Here is a 24,239-nt window from a genome sequence, read left to right as displayed (position 1 = left end):
GCTCTTACCAGCAGGTACGCTCATCGCGATATGAGCAGCGAGAACCTCCCCCAGAGCCCTGAGCGCGCCGAGAGCCCTGAGCAGCAGCGCCCCAAGCCCCGTGTGGCGGTCGTGTTCGGCGGCCGCAGCTCCGAGCACGGCATCTCGGTCGTCACGGCCGGCGCCGTCATGAAGGCCATCGACCGGACCGCGTACGACGTCCTGCCGATCGGCATCACGACGGACGGCCGCTGGGCGCTCACCGCCGACGAGCCCGAACGCATGGCCATCACCGACCGCGAGCTCCCCGAGGTGGACCGGCTCGCCGAGTCCGCCGAGGGCAGCGTCGTGCTCTCCGTGGACCCGGGCAGCCGCGAGGTCGTCTACACCGAGCCCGGTTCGGTGCCCAAGGCGCTGGGCGAGGTCGACGTCGTCTTCCCCGTGCTGCACGGCCCCTACGGGGAGGACGGCACGCTCCAGGGGCTGCTCGAACTCTCCGGTGTGCCCTACGTCGGCGCGGGCGTCCTCGCCTCCGCCGTCGGCCAGGACAAGGAGTACATGAAGCGCGTCTTCATCTCCTACGGGCTGCCCGTCGGGCCCTACGAGGTCGTCCGGCCCCGCGAGTGGGACAACGATCCCGCCGCCGCCCGCAAGCGGATCGTGGACTTCGCCGGGGAACACGGCTGGCCGCTGTTCGTCAAGCCCGCCCGCGGCGGCTCCTCGATGGGCATCACCAAGGTCGACGGTGTCGAAGGTCTCGACGCGGCGATCGAGGAGGCCCGCCGCCACGACCCGAAGTTCCTCGTCGAGTCGCTGCTGCGCGGCCGGGAGATCGAGTGCGGGGTGCTGGAGTTCGAGGACGGTCCGCGCGCCAGCGTGCCCGCCGAGATCCCGCCGGTCACCTCCCACGACTTCTACGACTTCGAGGCCAAGTACATCGACTCGGCCGCCGGCCTGGTGCCGGCGCCGCTCACCGACGAGCAGACCGCCGAGGTGCAGCGCCTCGCCGTCGCCGCGTTCGACGCCGTCTCCTGCGAGGGGCTGGTGCGCGCCGACTTCTTCCTCACCGAGGACGGCTCCTTCGTCATCAACGAGATCAACACCCTGCCGGGCTTCACCCCGATCTCCATGTACCCGCGCATGTGGCAGGAGAGCGGCGTCAGCTACCCGGAACTGGTCGACCGGCTGATCCAGGCGGCGTTGACCCGCTCCACCGGACTGCGCTGACGCGGCCCCGGGCGACCGACGCCGCCGCCCGGTTCAGAATCTGCTGGGGACCGTCTTCGAGACGGGGCCGGCGAACGCGGCCAGCGGCGTCATGTCGTGGGCGTACGCCGAGGAGAGCGTGACCTCGACGTACGCCTTGCGGTACGTGGTGGTGAACCGCGGTCCGGACCCCTCGGGCTCCTCCAGCATCCACTGCACCCCGTCCGCCTCGACCCCCTGCGCCTGGGGGTCGTCCATCTTCGCGGGCCGGGGGACCCCGCAGCGCAGTACGATCGCCCCGTCCCCCCAGCCGGCGGTCAGCTCCGAGTCCGGGGAGGGGTCGCTGCGTTCCTGTTCGAGGACGGTCCGGGGCAGTGCCTCGTCCAGGGCCTCGCAGTACGCGGCGGCCTCCGCGGACGGGGTGGGAACCGGGACCGGGGGCCGGGCGTCGCTGAGGGAACAGCCCGCCGCGGCCAGGACGAGCACGGCAGCGGACGGACCGAGGAATATCGAGCGGGGTGGCCGGCGGGCGGATGACGTCACCGGCCCAGCCTAGACGGGGGTCAGAGGTGGACGACCGGGCAGGTCAACGTCCGTGTGATGCCGTCCACCTGCTGCACCTTGGCGACCACCATGCGGCCGAGTTCGTCGACCGTGTCCGCCTGGGCGCGCACGATCACGTCGTAGGGACCCGTCACGTCCTCTGCCTGGATGACTCCCGGAATCTTGGAGATGGTCTGGGCGACGATCGACGCCTTGCCCACCTCGGTCTGGATGAGGATGTACGCCTGTACCACGGAACCTCCAGGGCGGCCACGAGGATCATGTGGGGGAAAGGGACGCCACGTTATCGCGTCGTCGAGGGCCACGGGGAGACCTGCGGGCCGGATGACGTCCACAGCGTGGCGCGCAGGGCGCAGAAGTTGACGTATCTCTTGACGGTACCGACAGCACAGACGGCTCGCGACCGGGGGCCCGGACGGGTGTCCGGGGCGATAAAGGAGAGGTGAGACTCGGTGAAGGGAACCGTGGGCGAGTTGGGGGAGTTCGGGCTCATCAGAGAGCTCACGTCCCGGCTCACCACCACTCCGGCGGTACGGCTGGGGCCCGGCGACGACGCCGCGGTCGTGGCCGCCCCCGACCGCAGGGTCGTGGCCAGTACGGACATCCTGCTGGAAGGGCGGCACTTCCGCCGCGACTGGTCGACGGCGTACGACGTCGGCCGCAAGGCCGCCGCCCAGAACCTCGCCGACATCGCGGCGATGGGGGCCGTGCCCACCGCGCTGCTCCTCGGCCTCGTCGTCCCCGCCGACCTGCCCGTCACCTGGGCCGCCGAGCTGATGGACGGGCTCCGCGACGAATGCCAGGTGGCCGGTGCGGCCGTGGTGGGCGGCGACGTGGTGGGCGGCGACACCATCACCGTCTCCATCACCGCACTCGGCGACCTGCGCAACCACGAGCCCGTCACCCGGGCCGGCGCCCGCCCCGGCGACGTCGTCGCCGTCACCGGCTGGCTCGGCTGGTCCGCCGCCGGATACGCCGTGCTCTCCCGAGGCTTCCGCTCGCCCCGCGCCTTCGTCGAGGCCCACCGCCGCCCCGAACCGCCCTACCACGCGGGCCCCGCGGCCGCCGGACTCGGCGCGACCGCGATGACCGACGTCAGCGACGGCCTCGTCGCGGACCTCGGCCACATCGCGGAGTCCAGCAAGGTCCGCATCGACCTGCGCTCCGGCCTCATCGACATCCCCACGCAGATGTCCGACATCGGGCAGGCCGTGGGCGTCGACCCGCTCCAGTGGGTGCTGACCGGGGGAGAGGACCACGCGATCGTCGCGACCTTCCCCCCCGACGTGAAGCTCCCCGCCCGCTGGAAGGTGATCGGCGAGGTCCTCAACCCCTCCGCCCTGCCCCAGGTCACCGTCGACGGAGCGCCCTGGACCAGCAAGGGCGGCTGGGATCACTTCGGCGCCATCGAGGACACCCAGCCCCGCGCCTGAGCAGGGGCGGGGGACGCGCGCGGGAGCGCTAGATTGCTGCGCATGCCCATACGTACCGCTGTACCGCCCCGTGTGCTCACCGTCGCCGGCTCCGACTCCGGCGGCGGTGCGGGGATCCAGGCCGACCTGAAGACCATGCTCGCCCTCGGTGTGCACGGCATGAGCGTGCTCACCGCCGTCACCGCGCAGAACTCCCTCGGCGTCCAGGGCGCGTGGGAGCTTCCGGTGGACGCCGTACGCGCCCAGTACCGCAGCGTCGTCGACGACATCGGCGTCCAGGCCGTGAAGACCGGCATGCTCGCCTCCGCCGCCCTCGTGGAGACCGTCGCCGCACTCCTCGCCGCCACCGACGCCCCCGTCGTCGTCGACCCGGTCGGCGTCTCCAAGCACGGCGACGCCCTGCTCGCCGCCGAAGCCCTCGACTCGGTGCGCACCGTGCTGCTGCCCGTCGCCACCGTGGCCACCCCGAACCTCGACGAGGTGGCTCAGCTCACCGGCGTCGTGGTCACCGAGGAGGACGGGATGCGCCGGGCCGCCGAGGAGATCCTCGCCTTCGGCCCGCGCTGGGTGGTGATCAAGGGCGGTCATCTGCCCGGCGAGGCGGTGGACCTGCTCACCGACGGGAGCGAGGAGCACTGGCTGCGCGCCCCCCGCCACGACAACCGCCACACCCACGGCACCGGCTGCACCCTGGCCTCCGCCATCGCCGCCGGGCTCGCGCTGGGACAGGACGTGCCCACCGCGGTCCGGGGCGCGAAGACGTACGTCACCGGCGCGATCGAGGCCGGCTTCCCGCTCGGCGCGGGCATCGGACCGGTCGACCACGGCTGGCTGACCCGCCCGGCGGGCTGAGCGGCCCCCGAGCGGCCCGCCTGAGCACAGCAAAAAGCCGGTCCACCGAGATGGACCGGCTTTTTGGGCAACCGGAAGGCTGCGCTACGACGGGGACGTCAGCGCGCGACCTTGCCGGCCTTGATGCACGAGGTGCAGACGTTGAGCCGCTTCGGCGTCCGACCGACCACTGCACGCACGCGCTGGATGTTGGGGTTCCAGCGACGGGACGTACGGCGGTGCGAGTGCGAAATGTTGTTGCCGAAGCTCGGCCCCTTGCCGCAAACGTCGCAGTTGGCAGCCACGGGTCACTCCAAAGACTTCAGGTGCACTTACAGTGAATTCCGGCGCGCCGGAATCAGATGACTGAAGTGGCGGTACCGGAGGAATGGCCCGACTCTCATCGGGCAACCGGAGCAGCATACAACGCCTGCTTCGGAGATACGAAACTACCATGGGCGAGACCTCCGCTCTCCCGCCCCCTGTCCGGGCCGGGGGCCCGGCGAGCGGGCTAACCTGCGGTGCAGTCCGTCGCCACGGCCGACCAGGAGGACCATCGGTGCCGCAGCTCCCCGACGATCTGGACGCCGTCGCGGTACGCACGTGGTGCTCGCTGGCGCTGGAGGCCCTGGGACGGGAGCGCGCGGAGATCGACGCGATCAACGTCTACCCCGTCGCCGACGGCGACACCGGCACCAACCTCTACCTGACCTTCGAGTCCGCCGCCGCCGCCGTCGAAGCGGTCTTCGCCGCGCATGAGACCGGGACCACCGCGCCCGCCGCCGCCGATGCCGTGCGCGCCCTGGCACACGGCGCCCTGATCGGCGCGCGCGGCAACTCCGGCACGATCCTGGCCCAGCTGCTGCGCGGCATGGCCGGGGTGCTGGCCGAGGGCGGCGACGCGGACCGGCTGCGCCTCGCCCTGACGAGGGCCGCCTCCGCCGCCCGGCAGGCCGTCGCCCGCCCCGTCGAGGGGACCGTCCTCACCGTCGCCGCCGCCGCCGCCGAAACCGCCCGGAGCGCGGGCCCCGGCCTGCGGGCCGTCGCCACCGCCGCGTACGAGGGGGCGCTCGCCGCCCTCGTACGGACCCCGGAGCAGCTCGCCGTCCTCGGCCGGGCGGGCGTGGTCGACGCCGGGGGCCGGGGCCTGGTGGCGGTCCTGGGCGCGCTGGTGGAGACCGTGACCGGGCAGGCCCCGGTACGCGGAGGCCGCACCGGCCCCGGCAGGACGCCCGCGCCCCTGGACGGGGGGTCCGTGGTGGGGCTGCCGGTGGGCGGCACTCCGGCGCGGGGCGTCACGGAGGACGGGCCCGCGGCGCAGGACGCCCCGGGGGAGGGGCCGGTCGACTGCCCCGAGGGCGGGGGCGCCGGGCCCGCCTTCGAGGTGATCTACCTCCTGGAGGCCGACGACGACCAGGTCGCCCGGCTGCGCACCCGCCTCGACGCCCTCGGCGACTCCCTGGTCGTGGTGGGCGGCGACGGGCTCTGGCACGTCCATGTGCACGTCGACGACGCCGGGGCGGCGGTGGAGGCGGGCGTCGAGGCCGGGCGGCCGTACCGGATCCGGATCACCCACTTCGCCACCGAGAGCGGCCACGACCTCCGCGCCCAGGCCGAACCTGCCCGGCGCGCCGTCGTCGTGGTGGTCCCCGGGGACGGACTGGCCGGCCTGTGCGCGGAGGCCGGAGCCACCACGGTGATCGCCCGCCCCGGCGAACCGCCCGCCAGCGGCGAACTGGTCGACGCCATCCGCCGGGCCCACGCCCGCGAGGTGGTGCTGCTGCCCAACGACGCGGCCCTGCGCCACACCGCGGCCGCCGCCGCCGAGCAGGCCAGGACCGAGGGGGTCCGGGTCGCCCTCGTCCCCACCCGCGCCGCCGTCCAGGGCATCGCCGCCCTCGCCGTCCACGAGCCCGACCGCGGGTTCGACGAGGACGTGGTCGCCATGACCGCCGCCGCCGGGGCCACCCGCTACGCCGAACTGGCCGTCGCGGAGCACCGGTCGTGGACCATGGCCGGGGTCTGCCAGGCAGGGGACGTCCTCGGGCTGATCGACGGCGACGTGGCGGTGATCGGCTCCGACGTCCCGGCCACCGCGCGTACCGTGCTCGACCGGATGCTGGCCGCCGGCGGCGAGCTGGTCACCCTCGTCCTCGGCGAGGACGTCCCCGACGCGCTCGCCGACGCGCTGGAGGAGCACGTACGGGAGGGCCACCTCGCCGTGGACACGGTGGTCTACCGGGGCGGCCGCCAGCGGGCGCCCCTGCTGATCGGCGTCGAGTAGCCGCGGCGGCGCGTCCCGGGCCCGCCGGGCGGCCCGGGCAGGCGGATCCGGGTGCGCGGGGCGGGCGGATCCGGGCGGCCGGCCGCGCCCGCCGGACGGCTGTCAGTGCCGTGGTGTGCAATGGAGGGCGTGTCCTCGCTCGATGAACCCCTCAAGAAGCTGCTCGGCGGAGCGACCGCGAAGGTGATGGCCGAACACCTCGACCTGCACACGGTCGGAGATCTGCTGCACCACTACCCGCGGCGGTACGAGGAGCGCGGCAAGCTGACCGCGCTGACCGACCTCCCGCTGGACGAGCACGTCACGGTCGTCGCCCAGGTCGCCGACGCCCGCGTCCTGACGTTCAACAACGGCCGGGGCAAACGCCTGGAGGTCACCCTGACCGACGGCAGCGGCCGCCTCCAGCTGGTCTTCTTCGGCCACGGCGTCCACAAGCCGCACAAGGAGCTGCTGCCGGGCCGCCAGGCGATGTTCGCGGGCAAGGTCTCCGTCTTCAACCGCAAGATGCAGCTGGCCCACCCCACGTACCAACTGCTCGACGCCTCCGACGCCGACGAGGCCACCGAGGCCGTGGACGCCTTCGCGGGCCGGCTGCTGCCGATCTACCCCGCCTGCAAACAGCTCGACTCCTGGCGTATCGCCAAGGCCGTCGACGCCGTGCTGCCCAGCGCGCGGGACGCGGTGGACCCGCTCCCCGCCGCCCTGCGCGAGGGGCGCGGCTTCACCCCGCTGCCGGAGGCCCTGCTCAAGGTGCACCGGCCGCAGACCAGGGCGGACATCGAGGACGCCAAGGCCCGGCTGAAGTGGGACGAGGCCTTCGTCCTCCAAGTGGCCCTGGCCCGCCGCCGCTACGCCGACACCCAGCTCCCCGCCGCTGCCCGCCGCCCCGTCGCCGACGGCCTGCTGGACGCCTTCGACGCCAAGCTGCCCTTCACCCTCACCGAGGGGCAGGAGAAGGTCAGCAAGGAGATCTTCGACGACCTGGCCACCGAGCATCCGATGCACCGCCTCCTCCAGGGCGAAGTCGGCTCGGGCAAGACGATGGTGGCCCTGCGCGCCATGCTCGCCGTGGTCGACGCGGGCGGCCAGGCCGCGATGCTCGCCCCCACCGAGGTCCTCGCCCAGCAGCACCACCGCTCGATCACCGAGATGATGGGCGAGCTGGCCGACCGTTGGGGGCTGTGGCGCGAAGCGCCTCTGGACGAGGGGCGGCGGCCGGGTGGCGGGCGGGCGCCGGGCGGCTCGGACCGGGGGACCAAGGTCGTCCTGCTCACCGGTTCGATGGGCGCGGCGGCCCGCCGGCAGGCCCTGCTCGACCTGGTCACCGGCGAGGCCGGGATCGTCATCGGCACCCACGCCCTCATCGAGGACAAGGTCCAGTTCCACGACCTGGGCCTGGTCGTCGTGGACGAGCAGCACCGCTTCGGTGTGGAGCAGCGCGACGCCCTGCGCTCCAAGGGGAAGCAGCCGCCCCACCTCCTCGTCATGACCGCCACCCCCATTCCCCGTACGGTCGCGATGACGGTCTTCGGCGACCTGGAGACCTCCGTCCTGGACCAGCTCCCGGCCGGCCGCTCCCCGATCGCCAGCCACGTCGTGCCCGCCAAGGACAAACCGCACTTCCTCGCCCGCGCGTGGGAACGCGTCCGCGAGGAGGTCGAGAACGGCCACCAGGCGTACGTCGTCTGCCCCCGCATCGGGGACGACGCGGAGGAGGCCGCGGGCAAGGGCGGCAAGAAGGCGGCGAAGGCCAAGAAGGCGGCCCCCGAGGAGGACGGCGACAAACGGCCGCCGCTCGCCGTCCTGGAGATCGCCGACGAACTGCGCGGGGGCCCGCTGGCGGGGCTGCGCGTCGAGGTGCTGCACGGCAGGATGCACCCCGACGAGAAGGACGACGTCATGCGCCGGTTCGCCGCCGGGGAGGTCGACGTCCTGGTCGCCACCACCGTCATCGAGGTCGGGGTCAACGTCCCCAACGCCACCGCCATGGTGATCATGGACGCCGACCGCTTCGGCGTCTCCCAGCTCCACCAGCTCCGCGGGCGCGTCGGCCGGGGCTCCGCCCCCGGACTCTGCCTGCTGGTCAGCGAGGCCCACGAGGCGAGCCCCGCCCGCGCCCGGCTCTCCGCCGTCGCCGCCACCCTGGACGGCTTCGAACTCTCCCGCATCGACCTGGAGCAGCGCCGCGAGGGCGATGTGCTGGGCCAGGCCCAGTCCGGGGTGCGCTCCTCGCTGCGGATGCTCACCGTCATCGACGACGAGGAGGTCATCGCCGCCGCCCGCGAGGAGGCCGTGGCGATCGTCGCCGCCGACCCGGGGCTGGAGGAGCTGCCGGAGCTGCGCACCGTGCTGGCCGCCCTCCTGGACAAGGAGCGCGAGGAGTACCTCGACAAGGGGTGAGTTCCGCGGGGCGCCCGCCGACCGGGCCGGCGCGGCCCGCACGCCATATCGTGGACGCACGGCCCGCCCGCAGCCCGTGCGCGGGTCGTGGCCCGCGCGGCCCGTGCGCCGGGCCGCCGAGGGTCCGCGCCCCCGGGCGCACTCCCTCACGCGCCGGGGCCCCGGTCCCGCCCCCCGCCCCCGACCCCGAGGACCTCACACCCATGACCCGCGTGATCGCCGGCTCGGCCGGTGGACGCCGCCTGGCCGTCCCGCCCGGCACCGGCACCCGCCCTACCTCCGACCGTGCGCGCGAAGGCCTCTTCTCCACCTGGCAGGCGCTCCTCGGCACCCTGGAGGGGACCCGGGTCGCCGACCTGTACGCCGGTTCCGGAGCCGTCGGGCTCGAAGCGCTCTCCCGCGGAGCGGCCCACGCCCTGCTCGTCGAGGCCGACCCCAAGGCGGTCCGGACCGTCCGCGACAACGTCCGCGTCCTCGGCCTCCCCGGCGCCGAGGTACGGGCCGGCAAAGCGGAGCAGATCGTGACGGGCCCGGCCCCCGCCGACCCGTACGACATCGTCTTCCTGGACCCGCCGTACGCCGTCACCGACGACGATCTTCGCGAGATCCTGCTCACACTCCGTGCTCAGGGGTGGCTCAGCGACGATGTGCTGGTCACCGTGGAACGCGGCACCCGGGGCGGCGAATTCGGCTGGCCCGCAGGATTCGAGCCACTGCGCTCCCGTCGCTACGGCGAGGGGACGCTTTGGTACGGTCGCGCCGCCGCTACGTGCGAAGACGCACGATGACCGGACCGGAGAGCGAGGGAACCACAGTGCGCCGCGCCGTCTGTCCGGGGTCGTTCGACCCCATCACCAACGGACATCTCGACATCATCGGACGAGCCTCGAAACTGTACGACGTGGTGCACGTCGCGGTGATGATCAACCAGTCCAAGAAGGGGCTGTTCACCGTGGACGAGCGGATCGGGCTGATCCGCGAGGTCACCGCCGACTTCGGCAACGTCGAGGTGGAGTCCTTCCACGGCCTGCTGGTCGACTTCTGCAAGCAGCGGGAGATCCCGGCGATCGTGAAGGGCCTGCGGGCCGTCAGCGACTTCGACTACGAGCTGCAGATGGCCCAGATGAACAACGGCCTCTCCGGCGTCGAGACGCTCTTCGTGCCGACCAACCCCACCTACAGCTTCTTGTCGTCCTCGCTGGTCAAGGAGGTGGCGGCCTGGGGCGGCGACGTGTCCCACCTGCTGCCCCCGACCGTCCACGCGGCACTCGTGGAGCGGCTGGGCGAGCGCTGAGCCGCTGACGGGGCGTCACCCGGTGTCGGGCGGCGGCCGACTGGCCTTACAGTCGTCCCGTCCGTCTCCAACGGAGCAGCAGCTTCAACAGAGCAGCAGAGAGTGGCGAGCACACGGTGGACGTGCAGAAGAAGCTCGACGAGATCGTCGAAGCGGTCGGGGCCGCCCGATCCATGCCCATGTCGGCCTCGTGCGTGGTCAACCGCGCCGAGCTGCTCGCGATGCTGGAAGAGGTGCGCCAGGCCCTGCCCGGCTCCCTCGCCCAGGCCCAGGAGCTCCTCGGCGGCCAGGAGCAGTTCGCCGAGCAGGCCAGGCAGGAGGCCGAGCGGATCGTCGAGGCCGCCCGCGCCCAGCGCGCCACGCTGATCTCCGAGACCGAGGTCGTCCGCCAGTCGCAGGCCGAGGCCGACCGGATCCTGTCCGAGGCCCGCCGCGAGGCCGAGGAGGTCCGGGCCGAGGCCGACGACTACGTCGACAGCAAGCTCGCCAACTTCGAGGTCGTCCTCACCAAGACCATCGGTTCCGTGGACCGGGGCCGCGAGAAGCTCCTCGGCCGGGGCCGGGGCCTGGACGAGCAGGGCTACGAGGACCCCGACTTCACCGAGGCCCCCGAGCGCAGTGCCGACCCCGAGACCCTGCGGCAGCGGGCCGACGCGTACGTCGACGCCAAGTTCGGCGCCTTCGAGGCCGTTCTCGCCGGGACGCTGGAGGCGGTCGGCCGCGGACGGCAGAAGCTGCACGGCCGGGTCGCCACCGACGAGCTGGGCGCGCACATCGCCGCCCAGGACGCCGCGGGCGGCCAGGGCCCCACCAGCGACGCCGACTACCTGGCGGGTCTCGCCGAGCTGGCCGCCCCGCAGCCGCCGCGGGCGCCCCAGCCGCCCGCGCAGCCGGCCCCGCCCGCCTACCCGGCGCAGCCGCAGGCCGACCCGGGCTACGCACCGGCGGCGTACGGCTACCAGGAGCAGTCGCACCAGCAGGGCGTCCAGGACGGGTACGGCTACCAGCAGCAGCCCGACCCTTACGCCGCGTACCAGCCGCAGGGGGGCTACGACCCGAACGGGTACCCGCCCCAGCCGACCGGGCAGCCCGACTACGGGTGGCAGCAGCCGCACCAGCCCCCGGCGGCCGGCCGGCCCGGCGGGGGAGCGCTGGACGAGACCAGCCTCTTCGACACCAGCATGATCGACCTGGAGCAGCTGCGCCGGTACGAACAGGGCCGCTGACCCGGGGCCGGGCCGCCCCGATTGGGTGCTGAGCGGTCCGTCAAGTATCCTGAATCCTCGGTCGCACACAGGTCCGCGATCCCGGCTGCCCGTTTCGCCTCGGAAGCGAAAGACGGCCTTTCGCCGGACCGCAGACGACCGGCCTCCCTATCGCAGCGCGACACCCATGATCCGAAAGCAGGAGAAGCCCTGAACGGCCACCTCGACCACCGCAACCCCCTCGTGTTCGATACGCACGAGCTGGGCCGGCGTCCCGGTGCCATGAAGCGGATCTCCCGCTCGGTGGAAGCACCCGGTTCACCGGTCCTGGGCATCGACGGCGTCATCGGCGTGCCGGAAGGCGCGCCCGTGCAGCTGGACCTCCGCCTCGAATCGGTCATGGAAGGGGTGCTTGTCACAGGCACCGCCCGTGCCACCGCCGAGGGGGAGTGCGTAAGGTGTCTGGAGCCGCTGACCGTAGAGGTCGACGCGGACTTCCAGGAGATGTTCTCGTACCCTGACGCCGATGACCGGGGCCGCCCCACCGCGGACCCGGTCGACGACGCCGAGGACGACGAGGACATGTTCTTCCTCGAGGACGGCCTGTTCGACCTCGAGTCAGTGCTGCGTGACGCGGTAGTGCTCGCACTGCCCATGCAGCCGGTGTGCAAGGAGACCTGCGCCGGCCTGTGTTCCGAATGCGGAATCAGGCTGGACGAGAATCCGGACCACCACCACGACGCCGTCGACATCCGTTGGGCGGCACTGCAAGGACTCGCCGAGACCGTTCAGGACGGCGAGAAGGACAACATGGGCGGCGCCGAACCGGGCGTCGACGAGAAGCAGGAGAAGTAGCCGTGGCTGTTCCGAAGCGGAAGATGTCGCGCAGCAACACGCGCCACCGCCGGTCGCAGTGGAAGGCTGCGGTCCCCACCCTGGTTTCGTGCGAGCGTTGCCAGGAGCCCAAGCTCCAGCACATTGCGTGCCCGAGCTGCGGCACCTACAACAAGCGCCAGGTCCTCGAGGTCTGAGCGGCTGGTGAGAGGCCCGATGTCTGAGTTGTCCAACGCCAAGAAGCAGGCAGACAACGTCAACACAGCCTCGTCCCACACGCTTCTGGAAGGGCGGCTCGGGTACCACCTCGAGTCCGCCCTTCTGGTGCGTGCGCTGACCCACCGTTCGTACGCGTACGAGAACGGCGGCCTGCCCACCAACGAGCGGCTGGAGTTCCTCGGGGACTCGGTGCTCGGCCTGGTGGTCACGGACACGCTGTACCGCACCCACCCCGACCTGCCCGAAGGCCAGCTGGCCAAGTTGCGGGCCGCGGTGGTCAACTCGCGTGCGCTTGCGGAAGTGGGCCGCGGCCTCGAACTCGGCTCCTTCATCCGGCTCGGCCGCGGTGAAGAGGGCACGGGTGGCCGGGACAAGGCTTCCATCCTCGCCGACACACTGGAAGCGGTGATCGGCGCGGTCTATCTCGACCAGGGCCTCAGCGCGGCCTCGGAGCTGGTCCACCGGCTCTTCGACCCGCTGATCGACAGGTCCTCGAACCTCGGCGCCGGCCTGGACTGGAAGACCAGCCTCCAGGAACTCACCGCCAGCGAGAGCCTCGGAGTCCCCGAGTACCTCGTGACGGAGACCGGCCCGGACCACGAGAAGACCTTCACTGCTGCCGCCCGCGTCGGTGGTGTCTCGTACGGCACCGGCACCGGCCGTAGCAAGAAGGAAGCGGAGCAGCAGGCGGCCGAGTCCGCCTGGCGCGAGATCAGTGCCGCCGCAGAGGCACGGCAGGCCGCGGAGAAGTCCGCGGCCGACGGAGGGGCCGCCGACACCCCTGCCGTACCGTCGCCGAACACGGACGCCGCTCCGGCCTGAAGCGACACGGGAAACCCCTCGGCGCCACGAGCACCGGGGGGTTCTCCCTGTCCCGGGAGCCGTTTCCGCGCTCCCGGGATGCCCGCCCGCCCCCGTCCGACCGCCGATGTGTCTGGAGTGGTCCCCCGTGCCCGAGCTGCCCGAGGTCGAAGTGGTCCGCCGGGGCCTGGAGCGCTGGGTCAGCGGCCGCACCGTCACCGAGGCCGAGGTCCTGCACCCGCGCTCGGTCCGCCGCCACCTCGCGGGCGGCCCCGACTTCGCCGCCCGGCTCCGGGGCGCCCGCTTCGGAACGGCGATGCGGCGCGGCAAGTACCTCTGGGTGCCGATCGAGGAGGCGTCCGCCTCGCTCCTCGGCCACCTCGGCATGAGCGGTCAGCTCCTGGTGCGGCCCGTGGACGCCCCCGACGAGAAGCACCTGCGCGTCCGGATGCGGTTCGACGACGCCCTCGGCACCGAGCTGCGCTTCGTCGACCAGCGGACCTTCGGCGGGCTCTCGCTGCACGACAACACCCCCGAGGGCCTGCCCGACACCATCGCGCACATCGCCCGGGACCCACTCGACCCGCTCTTCGACGACGAGGCGTTCCACACCGCGCTGCGCCTGCGCCGTACGACGGTCAAGCGCGCCCTCCTCGACCAGACGCTGATCAGCGGCGTCGGCAACATCTACGCCGACGAGGCGCTCTGGCGGTCCAAGCTCCACTACGACCGGCCGACCGCGACCCTGACCCGCCCCAAGTCCGCCGAGCTGCTCGGCCACGCCCGCGACGTCATGAACGCGGCACTGGCCCAGGGCGGCACCAGCTTCGACAGCCTGTACGTCAACGTGAACGGCGAGTCCGGCTACTTCGACCGGTCGCTCGACGCGTACGGCAGGGAGGGCGAGCCCTGCCACCGCTGCGGCACGCCGATGCGCCGCCGCGCCTGGATGAACCGCTCCAGCTACTTCTGCCCGCGCTGCCAGCGACCGCCGCGCGCCTCGTCGTAACGCGGCCGGGCGGGGCCGGCGCGGGTCAGAATCCGAAGCTCTGGACCCACCAGGGGCCCTCGGGGCCCTCCTGGACGCCGATGCCGATGGTCTTGTAGTCGCAGTTGAGAACGTTGGTGCGGTGGCCCTCGCTGTTCATCCAGGCGTCCATCACCTCCTGGGGGCCGGCCTGGCCGCGGGCGATGTTCTCCGCGCCCAGCCCCTGGACGCCCGCCTGCGCGGCGCGGTCCCAGGGGGTGTCGCCGTCCGGGTCCGTGTGGTCGAAGAAGCCGCGGGCCGCCATGTCCTCGCTGAAGTCCTGGGCGAGCGAGGTGAGCGGGGCGCTGGTGGACAGCGGGGAGCAGCCGGCCTTCGCGCGTTCCTGGTTGACCAGGGCCAGCACCTGGGAGCGTGCGGAGGCGTCGGTCGGGGAAGGGGACGGCTTCTCGGCCGGCGGCGGAGCGGCGGAGGTCTTCGGCGGGGCCGGGGCCTTGCTCGTCGGCGGCGTGCTCGTCCCCGGGGCCGCGGGCGCCTTCGCCTTCCCGGACTTCCGGGACGGATCGGCGGCCTGTTTCCCGGAGGCGGCCTCGGACGGCGACGCCGACTCCGGGGCCGTCTTCGACGGGTCCGCGGAGGGCGGGGCGGTGGTGGAGGGCGTCTTCGACGGGGCCTTGCCCGGGGGCCGCGGGCTCTCGCCGCCCCGGGCGGGGGAGGAGGACCGGTCGGCCGGCTCCGTGGAGCGGCTGCCCTGCGTCAGCAGGTCGGGGGCGGCGCCGCCGGAGCGCACCTGGTCGACGGCGCGGGTGGTGCCGGAGGTGGAGGCGTCGCCCCCCGGGAGCAGTCCCGAGGCGACCGCCACCGCGCCCACGGCCACGGCCGCCGAGACGCCGAGGAGCCCGGCGCGGGCCGGCACGCCGGACTTCTTCCGGCGGGTGCCACCGCGCCGGAAAGCGGCGTCGGCCGCGGATTCTTCAGCGGCGGGGCCTGCGGCGGATCGTCGGTGGCGTCCCATGCGCTGTGCCTTCCTCGTGCTCCAGACGCCCTGACGGCGTCGCTCGATTCCCCGTTGCCGCCCCGTCGATCGAATTCGGCCCTGCGCGGAGGTCATTCCGCTTGATCGACTTTCCGTCGATCCCCGTCCGATACTCACCTGATCGAGTGAGGCTGTTCGACGGGACTGTAGCCCATGGGGGAAAGGGGGCGAGATGCTTCGGGAACAGGAGGCCGGTTAGCGTTCGGGCATGAATGAAGAAGCGCGTCTCGTCGTGTGGGTACGCGGCCGGGTCCAGCAAGTGGGATTCCGCTGGTTCACCAGGGCAAACGCTTTGGAGATCGGCGGGCTCACCGGGTTCGCCCTCAATCTCGACGACGGCCGGGTGCAGATCGTGGCCGAGGGGCCACGTGACCATTGCCACCGTCTGCTGGAGTGGCTGCGGTCCGACGACACACCCGGGCGCGTGGACGGAGTGACTGAGATCTGGGACACCCCCCGCGGCGGTTACGACGGATTCGCCATCCGCTGATCCCGCCGGACCGCACTCCCGGTGATCAGCTCGGCCGCCCGCGCGCCCCGCGCCGCCGCCCCCGTGCCGCGCGGCCCCCCGCACCCGAAGTGACCTGCGGTAGGACCGGCCGCGACGGATGGTTGCCAGATTCCGCGTGACGTGCAAGGCTGCGGCATTGACGAAGATCTGCACACCCCTCGGGGCCCCGCAGGAGAGTCGCGCCGCATGATCGTCCGGCGGCGCGCCCCCGGGACGCCCGGGCACACAGGGTGTGATCGTGTTGACCGTCAAACTTTTTGGTGAGACGCTGAAAACCCCGCGCACCTTAGCTGTTCGGTAGAGCTGTTCAGCAGCAGAACCGCAGTGGTGACAGAGCCCTGCCGAGCATCGCGGGTGCCGTTCCCCTGACGACCCACACCGCATCGGTCGGTCACTCATTGTGGAGGACCATCCATCATGGCAAAGGCGCTTCTCGGTTACGTCGGCGGTTCCGACCCGCGACTCCTCGCCGAGATGCGACGGCTCCAGCAGCGCGTCCAGGACCTGGAATCCGAGCTCACCCGGATCCAGAGCGAGAACGACGCGCTCAACGCCGCCGCTCAGCACCAGGAGTCGCTGCTCGACAGCATCGACATCGACGTACCCCAGGGCGAGCCTGCGCTGACCTGACCACGAGGGCCCTTCGGGCCGGTCGGGCCGGGCACGCTCAGTAGCCTCGGAACATCTCTGATTCGTCCTGCACCACGGATCGCCGCTCCCCGGACCCCGGGATCCCCGTAACGGCGGGGACGCCGTCGTCCGGTCGCACGGTGATGCGCCGCGCAGGACCGCAGCTGGATTCGCGTGGACACCAGCAAGTTTCACAGGGACGCTTCGGCGTCCCTTTTTCTTTTGTCCGGCCCCCGTCCCGGACGTGCCGGCCTTCGCCTACCGTCTGATGTGCCCTGCACCTTCAGCAACGAAACCGAGAGGGAAAGGTAGAGTCCGGCGGCGTGCACCTCAAGGCCCTGACCCTGCGTGGTTTCAAATCGTTCGCGTCCGCCACCACCCTGCGGTTCGAACCGGGGATCACGTGCGTCGTGGGTCCCAACGGATCAGGGAAGTCCAACGTGGTGGACGCGCTCTCCTGGGTCATGGGGGAGCAGGGCGCGAAATCCCTGCGCGGCGGCAAGATGGAAGACGTGATCTTCGCCGGGACGACCGGGCGGCTCCCGCTCGGCCGCGCCGAAGTATCGCTGACCATCGACAATTCCGACGGCGCATTGCCCATCGAGTACGCCGAAGTGACGATCACGCGGACCATGTTCCGCAATGGCGGCAGCGAATACCGGATCAACGGCGACACCTGCCGGCTGCTGGACATCCAGGAACTCCTCTCCGACTCCGGTATCGGCCGCGAGATGCACGTCATCGTCGGGCAGGGCCAGTTGGACTCCGTGCTGCACGCCGACCCGATGGGCCGCCGGGCCTTCATCGAGGAGGCCGCCGGCGTGCTCAAGCACCGCAAGCGCAAGGAGAAGGCGCTGCGGAAGCTGGACGCGATGGGCGCCAACCTGGCCCGGGTCCAGGACCTCACCTCCGAGCTGCGCCGCCAGCTCAAGCCGCTCGGCCGGCAGGCCGCCGTCGCCCGCCGGGCCGCCGTCATCCAGGCCGACCTGCGCGACGCCCGGCTCCGCCTCCTGGCGGACGATCTGGTGACGCTGCGGGACGCGCTGCGGGACGAGCTCGCCGACGAGGCGGAGCTGAAGAAGCGCAAGGACGCGGCCGAGGCCGAGCTGCGGACGGCGCTCGCCCGGGAGGCCGAGCTGGAGGGCGAGGTGCGCCGCCTCGCGCCCAGGCTCCAGCGCGCCCAGCAGAGCTGGTACGAGCTGTCGCAGCTGGCCGAGCGGGTACGGGGCACGGTCTCGCTGGCCGACGCCCGCGTCCGCAGCGCCTCCGAGGCTCCCGCCGAGGAGCGCCGGGGCCGCGACCCCGAGGAGCTGGAACGGGAGGCCGCCCGGATCCGCGAACAGGAGGCGGAGCTGACGGCCGCGCTGGAGGCGGCCGAACACGCGCTGGAGGACACCGTCGCCCACCGCGCCGACCTCGAACGCGAACTGGCCGCCGAGGAACGCCGTCTCAAGGACGCCGCCCGCGCCATCGCCGACCGGCGCGAAGGGCTCGCCCGGCTGCACGGCCAGGTCAACGCGGCCCGCAGCCGGGCCGGTTCGGCGCAGGCGGAGATCGACCGGCTGGCCGCCGCCCGCGACGAGGCGCAGGAGCGCGCGGTGGTCGCCCAGGAGGAGTACGAGCAGCTGAAGGCGGAGGTGGACGGGCTCGACGCGGACGACGAGGAGCTGACAGCCCGCCACCGGGCCGCCGAGGAAGCCCTCGCCGAGGCCCGTTCCGCCCACAGCGCGGCCCGTGAGGAGGCCGTCGCCGCCGAGCGCAGGCGGGCGGCGGTCGCGGCCCGGCACGAGGCGCTGGCCCTGGGGCTGCGCCGCAAGGACGGTACGGGTGCGCTCCTCGGGGCCCGGGACCGGCTCTCCGGGCTCATCGGCCCGGCCGCCGGACTGCTCACCGTCGAACCCGGTCACGAGGTCCCGGTCGCGGCCGCCCTCGGCGCCGCGGCGGACGCGGTCGCCGTCACGGACCCGGCCACGGCAGCCGCCGCGATCCGCCTGCTGCGTGAACGGGACGCGGGGCGCGCGGCGATGCTGCTGGGCGGGGAGGCGACCCGCCGAGCCGCCGCCGGGGCCGCGGACGAGGGGGCGCCCCCGGCCCCCGCGACCGCCGCCACCGGCCTTCCCGCGCCGGCCGTGGCCGACCTCCTGCGCGGCCCCGCCGCCCTCGTCGCGGCCGTACGCCGCCTCGTACCGGACACGGTGGTCGTCAAGACGCTGGAGGACGCCGAGGCGCTGGTCGCCGCGCACCCCGGGCTGACCGCGGTGACCGGGGAGGGGGACGTCCTCTCCGCCCACTTCGCGCACGGCGGGTCGGCCGGGGCGCCCAGCCTCCTGGAGGTGCAGGCGTCCGTGGACGAGGCCGCCGCCGAGCTGGCCGCCCTCGCCGTGCGGTGCGAGGAACTGGCTGAGGCCCAGCGGCTGGCGGAGCGGCGGCGTACGGAGCGGACCGCGCTCGTGGAGGAGCTGGGGGAGCGCCGCCGGGCGGCCGAGCGGGAGAAGTCCGGCTTCGCCCAGCGGCTCGGGCGGCTCGCCGGGCAGGCCCGGGGCGCGGCGGGCGAGGCCGAGCGCATGACCGCCTCCGCCGCCCGCGCCCAGGAGGCCCTGGAGCGGGCGAGCGAGGAGGCCGAGGAACTGGCGGAGCGGCTGCTGGTCGCCGAGGAGGCCCCCGCCGATGAGGAGCCCGACACCTCCGTACGGGACCGCCTCGCCGCCGACGGGGCCAACGCCCGCCAGACGGAGATGGAGGCCCGGCTCCAGGCCCGTACCCACGAGGAGCGGGTCAAGGCGCTGGCCGGACGCGCCGACTCGCTGGACCGGGCCGCCCGCGCCGAACGGGAGGCGCGTGCCCGCGCCGAGCGGCGCCGGGCCCGGCTGCGGCACGAGGCCGAGGTGGCCTCCGCCGTCGCCTCGGGCGCCCGCCAGTTGCTGGCGCACGTGGAGGTGTCCCTGGAACGGGCCGAGCAGGAGCGGACGCGGGCCGAGGCGGCGAAGGGCGAGCGGGAGCGCGAGCTGGCCGTCGAGCGCGACCGTGGCCGGGGGCTCAAGGGCGAGCTGGACAAGCTCACCGACTCGGTCCACCGGGGCGAGGTGCTGGGAGCCGAGAAGCGGCTGCGGATCGAGCAGCTGGAGACGAAGGCCCTGGAGGAGCTGGGCGTGGAGCCCGCCGCGCTGGTCGCCGAATACGGTCCGGACCAGCCGGTGCCGCCGTCGCCCGCGGCGGAGGGCGAGGAGCTGCCGGAGGACCCGGAGCACCCGCGCAACCGGCCGAAGCCGTACCGGCGGCCCGAGCAGGAGAAGCGGCTGCGGGCGGCCGAACGGGCGTACCAGCAACTCGGGAAGGTGAATCCGCTCGCCCTGGAGGAGTTCTCGGCGCTGGAGGAGCGGCACCAGTTCCTGTCCGAGCAGCTTGAAGACCTGAAGAAGACCCGGGCCGATCTGCTTCAGGTGATCAAGGAGGTCGACGAGCGGGTCGAGCAGGTCTTCACGGAGGCGTACCACGACACCGCCCGGCAGTTCGAGGGCGTCTTCTCGCGCCTCTTCCCCGGCGGCGAGGGGCGGCTGGTCCTGACCGACCCGGACAACATGCTCACCACCGGCGTGGACGTCGAGGCGCGTCCGCCGGGCAAGAAGGTGAAGCGGCTGTCCCTGCTGTCGGGCGGCGAGCGGTCCCTCACGGCGGTGGCCCTGCTGGTCTCCATCTTCAAGGCCCGCCCCAGCCCGTTCTACGTGATGGACGAGGTGGAGGCCGCCCTCGACGACACCAATCTGCAGCGGCTGATCCGGATCATGGAGGAGTTGCAGGAGAGCTCCCAGCTGATCGTGATCACCCACCAGAAGCGGACCATGGAGGTCGCCGACGCGCTGTACGGCGTGTCCATGCAGGGCGACGGGGTCTCGAAGGTCGTCAGCCAGCGGCTGCGCTGATCCGGCCCGCGACGCCGCCGCCGCGGAGGCTTTCCACCGGCTCGACAAAAGTTCAAGGCACGTATCGCGCGGTTCGGGGTACACGTGCGGAGACCCGCTGTTGGGCTTCAAAACTTGAACGCATAACCTCTGCGAAGTCGTTCTGGCCTTCAAGTGGTGGTGAACCGGATGGTGTGCGCCACTGGGAAGGCTCACCCCCCACGTCTGACCCCGGCCAGGCATCAGGAGTTCATGTGACCAGTGCAGCGAACGGACCGGAGTCCGGGGCCCGGGCGGCCCACCCGGACCATCTCGGCCATGTCATCTTCATCACCGCGGCCGCGGCGATGGGCGGTTTCCTCTTCGGCTACGACAGCTCCGTCATCAACGGGGCCGTCGAGGCCATCCGCGACCGGTACGACATCGGCTCCGGCACGCTCGCCCAGGTCATCGCCATCGCGCTGATCGGCTGCGCGATCGGCGCCGCCACCGCCGGCCGGATCGCGGACCGGATCGGCCGCATCCGCTGCATGCAGATCGCCTCGGTGCTCTTCACCGCCAGCGCCATCGGATCGGCGCTGCCGTTCGCGCTCTGGGACCTGGCGGTGTGGCGCATCATCGGCGGCTTCGCCATCGGCATGGCCTCCGTGATCGGCCCGGCGTACATCGCCGAGGTCTCCCCGCCCGCCTACCGCGGCCGCCTGGGCTCCTTCCAGCAGGCCGCGATCGTCATCGGCATCGCCATCTCCCAGCTGGTGAACTACGCCGTCCTCCAGATCGCCGACGGCGACCAGCGCGGGGAGATCCTGGGCCTGGAGGCCTGGCAGTGGATGCTCGGCGTGATGGTCGTCCCGGCCGTCCTGTACGGACTGCTCTCGTTCGCCATCCCCGAGTCCCCGCGCTTCCTGATCTCGGTGGGCAAGAAGGCCGAGGCCCGCAAGATCCTCGAAGAGGTCGAGGGGAAGAACATGGACCTCGACGCCCGGGTGAACGAGATCGAGACCGCCATGCACCGCGAGCACAGGTCCTCCTTCAAGGACCTGCTCGGCAGCCGTTTCGTCTTCCTGCCGATCGTCTGGGTCGGTATCGGCCTGTCGATGTTCCAGCAGCTCGTCGGCATCAACGTGGCGTTCTACTACTCGGCGACGCTGTGGCAGTCGGTCGGCATCGACCCGACCGACTCGTTCTTCTACTCCTTCACCACCTCGATCATCAACATCATCGGCACGGTGATCGCGATGGTGCTGGTGGACCGGGTGGGCCGCCGTCCGCTCGCTCTCGTCGGCTCCATCGGCATGGCCCTCGCGCTGGCCGTCGAGGCGTGGGCCTTCTCCGCCGACCTGGTCGACGGCAAGCTGCCCACCGCCCAGGGGGCCACGGCGCTGGTGGCCGCCCACGTCTTCGTGCTCTTCTTCGCCCTGTCGTGGGGCGTCGTCGTCTGGGTCTTCCTGGGCGAGATGTTCCCGAACCGCCTGCGCGCCGCCGCCCTCGGCGTCGCCGTCTTCGCCCAGTGGATGGCCAACTGGGCGATCACCGCCAGCTTCCCGAGCCTGGCCGACTGGAACCTCTCGGGGACGTACATCATCTACGCCTGCTTCGCCGTGCTCTCGATCCCCTTCGTGCTCAAGTTCGTGAAGGAGACCAAGGGCAAGGCGCTGGAGGAGATGGGCTGACCCCCGCCGCCTCTCCTCCCCGGCCCGCCTTCCCGGCCCGCCGCCCCGGCTCTTCCCGAGCCGGGGCGGCGGCGTTTCCGGCGGTCGCCCGCAGAACGGATGCGGACTCCGCCCCCCCCGCGTGGTGCTCCTCGGTCCGCACCGTGCCGACGCGGTGCCCGCCCGCGTACGCCGCCGTCCTTGGAGCGGCGCGTGGGCGACGGAACGTCAGGTGTACGGAGGGCGGCCTCCGCGATGCCGCCAAAAGGTGCATATGGGCCCACCGGATCACCGGGGGCCAGCCGGGGCAGCGTCCGGGGGGCGACGGTGGCCGATACTGGACGGGTTATGGAAATCGTCATCCTCGCTGTAGTCATCGCCCTGGTCGCTGTCGGCCTGGTCGGCGGGCTCGTGGTCGGCAGCCGCAAGAAGAAGAAGCTGCCGCCCCCGCCGCCGAGCGCGCCGACCATCACCCCTCCCGCCGAACCGCAGGTCGGCGAGGAGGCCGAGACGCCGCGCGACGAAGCGCGGCGCACCATCGACGACGTCGGTCTCCCGGACGCCACCGCGCCCGTGGAGGAGGCCCCGGTCGTCGAGGCCCCCGAGGCCCCCGCGCTGGAGGTCCCCGAGCCCACCGCCGGCCGGCTCGTCCGGCTGCGGGCCCGGCTCGCCCGCTCGCAGAACTCGCTCGGCAAGGGCCTCCTCACCCTGCTCTCCCGGGACAACCTCGACGAGGACACCTGGGAGGAGATCGAGGACACCCTCCTCACCGCCGACGTCGGCGTCGCCCCCACCCAGGAACTGGTCGAGCGGCTGCGCGAGCGCGTCCGCGTGCTCGGCACCCGCACGCCGGACGAACTGCGCACCCTGCTCCGCGAGGAGCTGATCACCCTGCTCGGCCCGGACTTCGACCGCGAGGTCAGGACCCAGGGCGGCGCGGAGACCCCCGGCGTCGTCATGGTCGTCGGCGTCAACGGCACCGGCAAGACCACCACCACCGGCAAGCTGGCCCGGGTACTCGTCGCGGACGGCCGCAGCGTGGTCCTCGGCGCGGCCGACACCTTCCGCGCCGCCGCCGCCGACCAGCTCCAGACCTGGGGCGAGCGCGTCGGAGCCCGTACGGTCCGCGGGCCCGAGGGCGGCGACCCGGCCTCGATCGCCTACGACGCGGTCAAGGAGGGCATCGCGGAGGGCGCGGACGTCGTCCTCATCGACACCGCCGGCCGGCTGCACACCAAGACCGGTCTCATGGACGAGCTGGGCAAGGTCAAGCGCGTGGTGGAGAAGCACGGTCCGCTGGACGAGGTGCTCCTCGTCCTGGACGCCACCACCGGCCAGAACGGCCTCGTCCAGGCCCGGGTGTTCGCGGAGGTCGTGGACATCACGGGCATCGTCCTCACCAAGCTCGACGGCACCGCCAAGGGCGGCATCGTCATCGCGGTCCAGCGCGAGCTGGGCGTACCGGTGAAGCTGATCGGCCTCGGCGAGGGCCCGGACGACCTCGCCCCGTTCGAGCCGGGGGCCTTCGTGGACGCCCTGATCGGCGACTGACCCGCTCCGCACCGCGAACGGCGGACGGGCGGCGGCTCCCACGAGGAGCCTGCCGCCCGTCCGCCGTTTCCGTGCCGCACACGCCTGGCTCCCGGTGCTGCCCCTCCGCCGGTTCCGTGCCGCGCGTGCCCGGCTTCCGGGCGCCGCCCGTCCGCCGTTTCCGTGCCGCCTACGAACGGTGGCAGACGTACGCCAGGGTTCCCAGCAGCAGCCGTGCCTGCGGGGGAGCGGCCGCCGTGTCCAGTGCCGGGGACCGCAGCCAGCGGACCGGGCCGAGACCGCCGAGGTCGGAGGGCGGGGCGGTGACGTACGCCCCCGGGCCGAGGGCGCGGAGGTCGAGCCCCGCGTCGTCCCAGCCCATCCGGTAGAGCAGCGCCGGCAGCTCGGCGGCGGCCCCGGGGGCGACGAAGAACTGCGCCCGCCCGGTCGGCGTCACCGCGACCGGCCCCGAGGGCAGCCCCATCCTCTCCATCCGCACCACCGCGCGCCGCCCGGCCTGCTCCGCGACCTCCAGGACGTCGAAGGAGCGGCCCACCGGCAGCAGCATGGCCGCGCCGGGCGTCTCGGCCCAGGCGTCTGCGGCGCGGTCCGGACCGGCGCCCGCCGGGATCTCGGGGGCGAAGTCCAGGGGATGGGCCCCCGGCGCCGGGCAGGCCGCCGCCCCGCACGAGCATGCGCCGGACTCGGCCCGCGCCCCCGGCCGCACCGCCCAGCCCCACAGCCCGGTGTACTCGGCCACCGCCGTGCCCGTGCCGCCGCGGTGGCGACGCCGCGCACCGGATCGCATCTCCCGGATGCCGCCGATAGTGAAGCCCATGCCCCCTCCAACGGGTCCGCCTCGCCGGTGGTTACGTCTCGCGCCGCTCGGGCGACCCTCCGCCGCTGAACTCGATCGAGTGGCGTGCGCGGGAGTGCAAAAGGGAGT

22 protein-coding genes are annotated in these 24,239 nt (G+C 72.9%); 17 read left to right on the top strand and 5 right to left on the bottom strand.

Annotated elements, in window-relative coordinates; translation table 11 throughout:
- The first annotated feature begins 30 nt into the window (after positions 1-30).
- A complete protein-coding gene (locus tag AMK24_RS27360; protein WP_073771570.1) occupies positions 31-1,206 on the top strand; it encodes a D-alanine--D-alanine ligase family protein in 1,176 nt (391 codons plus the stop codon).
- Positions 1,207-1,239: 33 nt separating this feature from the next.
- On the opposite strand, the gene AMK24_RS27355 is transcribed toward AMK24_RS27360, so the two are convergent.
- Both AMK24_RS27355 and AMK24_RS27350 read right to left on the bottom strand, forming a co-directional pair.
- Positions 1,240-1,728 carry a DUF3515 domain-containing protein gene (locus tag AMK24_RS27355; RefSeq protein WP_073771569.1) on the bottom strand — a complete coding sequence of 163 codons (489 nt, stop codon included), beginning with the start codon at positions 1,726-1,728 and terminating at the stop codon, positions 1,240-1,242.
- Between the two features lie 20 nt (positions 1,729-1,748).
- The gene (locus AMK24_RS27350) at positions 1,749-1,982 is read right to left on the bottom strand and encodes an Lrp/AsnC family transcriptional regulator (RefSeq protein ID WP_073771568.1); all 234 of its coding nucleotides are present in this window, start codon (positions 1,980-1,982) and stop codon (positions 1,749-1,751) included.
- 219 nt (positions 1,983-2,201) lie between these two features.
- Here AMK24_RS27350 and AMK24_RS27345 point away from each other — a divergent pair, with 219 nt between their 5' ends.
- Positions 2,202-3,182 (top strand): thiamine-phosphate kinase, encoded by a 981-nt coding sequence (locus tag AMK24_RS27345; protein ID WP_073771567.1) that lies wholly within the window; start codon positions 2,202-2,204, stop codon positions 3,180-3,182.
- Between the two features lie 42 nt (positions 3,183-3,224).
- Positions 3,225-4,034: a bifunctional hydroxymethylpyrimidine kinase/phosphomethylpyrimidine kinase gene (thiD, locus tag AMK24_RS27340; RefSeq protein WP_073771621.1), complete on the top strand. Its 810-nt coding sequence runs from the start codon at positions 3,225-3,227 to the stop codon at positions 4,032-4,034.
- Positions 4,035-4,132: 98 nt separating this feature from the next.
- Here the strand turns inward: thiD and rpmB are convergent, their stop codons facing one another.
- A complete protein-coding gene (gene rpmB / locus AMK24_RS27335) occupies positions 4,133-4,318 on the bottom strand; it encodes a 50S ribosomal protein L28 (protein WP_026171429.1) in 186 nt (61 codons plus the stop codon).
- 254 nt (positions 4,319-4,572) lie between these two features.
- Here rpmB and AMK24_RS27330 point away from each other — a divergent pair, with 254 nt between their 5' ends.
- The 9 genes from AMK24_RS27330 to mutM all read left to right on the top strand — a co-directional run bounded on the left by AMK24_RS27330 (position 4,573) and on the right by mutM (position 14,059).
- Positions 4,573-6,297 carry a DAK2 domain-containing protein gene (locus AMK24_RS27330; protein WP_073771566.1) on the top strand — a complete coding sequence of 575 codons (1,725 nt, stop codon included), beginning with the start codon at positions 4,573-4,575 and terminating at the stop codon, positions 6,295-6,297.
- 120 nt (positions 6,298-6,417) lie between these two features.
- Positions 6,418-8,697 carry an ATP-dependent DNA helicase RecG gene (recG, locus tag AMK24_RS27325; protein WP_073771565.1) on the top strand — a complete coding sequence of 760 codons (2,280 nt, stop codon included), beginning with the start codon at positions 6,418-6,420 and terminating at the stop codon, positions 8,695-8,697.
- A gap of 203 nt (positions 8,698-8,900) precedes the next feature.
- Positions 8,901-9,485 (top strand): 16S rRNA (guanine(966)-N(2))-methyltransferase RsmD, encoded by a 585-nt coding sequence (rsmD, locus tag AMK24_RS27320; protein ID WP_073771564.1) that lies wholly within the window; start codon positions 8,901-8,903, stop codon positions 9,483-9,485.
- Positions 9,486-9,511: 26 nt separating this feature from the next.
- Entirely contained in the window at positions 9,512-9,991 is a 480-nt protein-coding gene (gene coaD, locus AMK24_RS27315; RefSeq protein ID WP_199876511.1) for a pantetheine-phosphate adenylyltransferase, read from the top strand.
- Positions 9,992-10,107: 116 nt separating this feature from the next.
- The gene (locus tag AMK24_RS27310) at positions 10,108-11,217 is read left to right on the top strand and encodes a cell division initiation protein (protein ID WP_073771562.1); all 1,110 of its coding nucleotides are present in this window, start codon (positions 10,108-10,110) and stop codon (positions 11,215-11,217) included.
- 261 nt (positions 11,218-11,478) lie between these two features.
- Positions 11,479-12,051, top strand: a complete 573-nt coding sequence (locus AMK24_RS27305; protein WP_242435266.1) for a YceD family protein — start codon at positions 11,479-11,481, stop codon at positions 12,049-12,051.
- 2 nt (positions 12,052-12,053) lie between these two features.
- Positions 12,054-12,227 (top strand): 50S ribosomal protein L32, encoded by a 174-nt coding sequence (gene rpmF / locus AMK24_RS27300; protein WP_003965982.1) that lies wholly within the window; start codon positions 12,054-12,056, stop codon positions 12,225-12,227.
- A gap of 19 nt (positions 12,228-12,246) precedes the next feature.
- On the top strand, positions 12,247-13,071 hold the full coding sequence (gene rnc, locus AMK24_RS27295) for a ribonuclease III (protein WP_073771560.1): 825 nt from the start codon (positions 12,247-12,249) through the stop codon (positions 13,069-13,071).
- Between the two features lie 127 nt (positions 13,072-13,198).
- Positions 13,199-14,059 (top strand): bifunctional DNA-formamidopyrimidine glycosylase/DNA-(apurinic or apyrimidinic site) lyase, encoded by an 861-nt coding sequence (mutM, locus tag AMK24_RS27290; protein WP_073771559.1) that lies wholly within the window; start codon positions 13,199-13,201, stop codon positions 14,057-14,059.
- Positions 14,060-14,084: 25 nt separating this feature from the next.
- Here the strand turns inward: mutM and AMK24_RS27285 are convergent, their stop codons facing one another.
- Positions 14,085-15,050 (bottom strand): CAP domain-containing protein, encoded by a 966-nt coding sequence (locus AMK24_RS27285; RefSeq protein ID WP_073771558.1) that lies wholly within the window; start codon positions 15,048-15,050, stop codon positions 14,085-14,087.
- A gap of 229 nt (positions 15,051-15,279) precedes the next feature.
- On the opposite strand from AMK24_RS27285, the gene AMK24_RS27280 reads away from it, so the two are divergent.
- The 5 genes from AMK24_RS27280 (at position 15,280) to ftsY (ending at position 23,314) form a co-directional block, all read left to right on the top strand.
- Entirely contained in the window at positions 15,280-15,561 is a 282-nt protein-coding gene (locus AMK24_RS27280; protein WP_073771557.1) for an acylphosphatase, read from the top strand.
- 438 nt (positions 15,562-15,999) lie between these two features.
- Positions 16,000-16,212 (top strand): hypothetical protein, encoded by a 213-nt coding sequence (locus tag AMK24_RS27270; protein ID WP_030117724.1) that lies wholly within the window; start codon positions 16,000-16,002, stop codon positions 16,210-16,212.
- A gap of 323 nt (positions 16,213-16,535) precedes the next feature.
- The gene (gene smc, locus AMK24_RS27265) at positions 16,536-20,132 is read left to right on the top strand and encodes a chromosome segregation protein SMC (RefSeq protein WP_073771556.1); all 3,597 of its coding nucleotides are present in this window, start codon (positions 16,536-16,538) and stop codon (positions 20,130-20,132) included.
- Positions 20,133-20,365: 233 nt separating this feature from the next.
- Entirely contained in the window at positions 20,366-21,784 is a 1,419-nt protein-coding gene (locus AMK24_RS27260) for a sugar porter family MFS transporter (RefSeq protein WP_073771555.1), read from the top strand.
- Between the two features lie 327 nt (positions 21,785-22,111).
- Complete coding sequence (ftsY, locus tag AMK24_RS27255; RefSeq protein WP_073771554.1) at positions 22,112-23,314, top strand: signal recognition particle-docking protein FtsY; 1,203 nt, start codon at positions 22,112-22,114, stop codon at positions 23,312-23,314.
- A gap of 169 nt (positions 23,315-23,483) precedes the next feature.
- On the opposite strand, the gene AMK24_RS27250 is transcribed toward ftsY, so the two are convergent.
- Positions 23,484-24,131 carry a bifunctional DNA primase/polymerase gene (locus AMK24_RS27250; RefSeq protein ID WP_073771553.1) on the bottom strand — a complete coding sequence of 216 codons (648 nt, stop codon included), beginning with the start codon at positions 24,129-24,131 and terminating at the stop codon, positions 23,484-23,486.
- Positions 24,132-24,239: the final 108 nt, after the last annotated feature.

This window comes from Streptomyces sp. CB02366 (assembly GCF_001905905.1).
Taxonomy (GTDB): Bacteria; Actinomycetota; Actinomycetes; order Streptomycetales; family Streptomycetaceae; genus Streptomyces.
This window is presented reverse-complemented; position numbering and strand designations above follow the sequence as displayed.

Bases quoted from the DNA above. Each gene is read 5' to 3' on its own strand.
- AMK24_RS27360 (WP_073771570.1), top strand. From the start codon at position 31: ATGAGCAGCGAGAACCTCCCCCAGAGCCCTGAGCGCGCCGAGAGCCCT.
- thiD (WP_073771621.1), top strand. From the start codon at position 3,225: ATGCCCATACGTACCGCTGTACCGCCCCGTGTGCTCACCGTCGCCGGC.
- recG (WP_073771565.1), top strand. From the start codon at position 6,418: ATGGAGGGCGTGTCCTCGCTCGATGAACCCCTCAAGAAGCTGCTCGGC.
- rsmD (WP_073771564.1), top strand. From the start codon at position 8,901: ATGACCCGCGTGATCGCCGGCTCGGCCGGTGGACGCCGCCTGGCCGTC.
- AMK24_RS27305 (WP_242435266.1), top strand. From the start codon at position 11,479: ATGAAGCGGATCTCCCGCTCGGTGGAAGCACCCGGTTCACCGGTCCTG.
- rnc (WP_073771560.1), top strand. From the start codon at position 12,247: ATGTCTGAGTTGTCCAACGCCAAGAAGCAGGCAGACAACGTCAACACA.
- AMK24_RS27285 (WP_073771558.1), bottom strand. From the start codon at position 15,050: ATGGGACGCCACCGACGATCCGCCGCAGGCCCCGCCGCTGAAGAATCC.
- AMK24_RS27280 (WP_073771557.1), top strand. From the start codon at position 15,280: ATGAATGAAGAAGCGCGTCTCGTCGTGTGGGTACGCGGCCGGGTCCAG.
- AMK24_RS27270 (WP_030117724.1), top strand. From the start codon at position 16,000: ATGGCAAAGGCGCTTCTCGGTTACGTCGGCGGTTCCGACCCGCGACTC.
- ftsY (WP_073771554.1), top strand. From the start codon at position 22,112: ATGGAAATCGTCATCCTCGCTGTAGTCATCGCCCTGGTCGCTGTCGGC.
- AMK24_RS27250 (WP_073771553.1), bottom strand. From the start codon at position 24,131: ATGGGCTTCACTATCGGCGGCATCCGGGAGATGCGATCCGGTGCGCGG.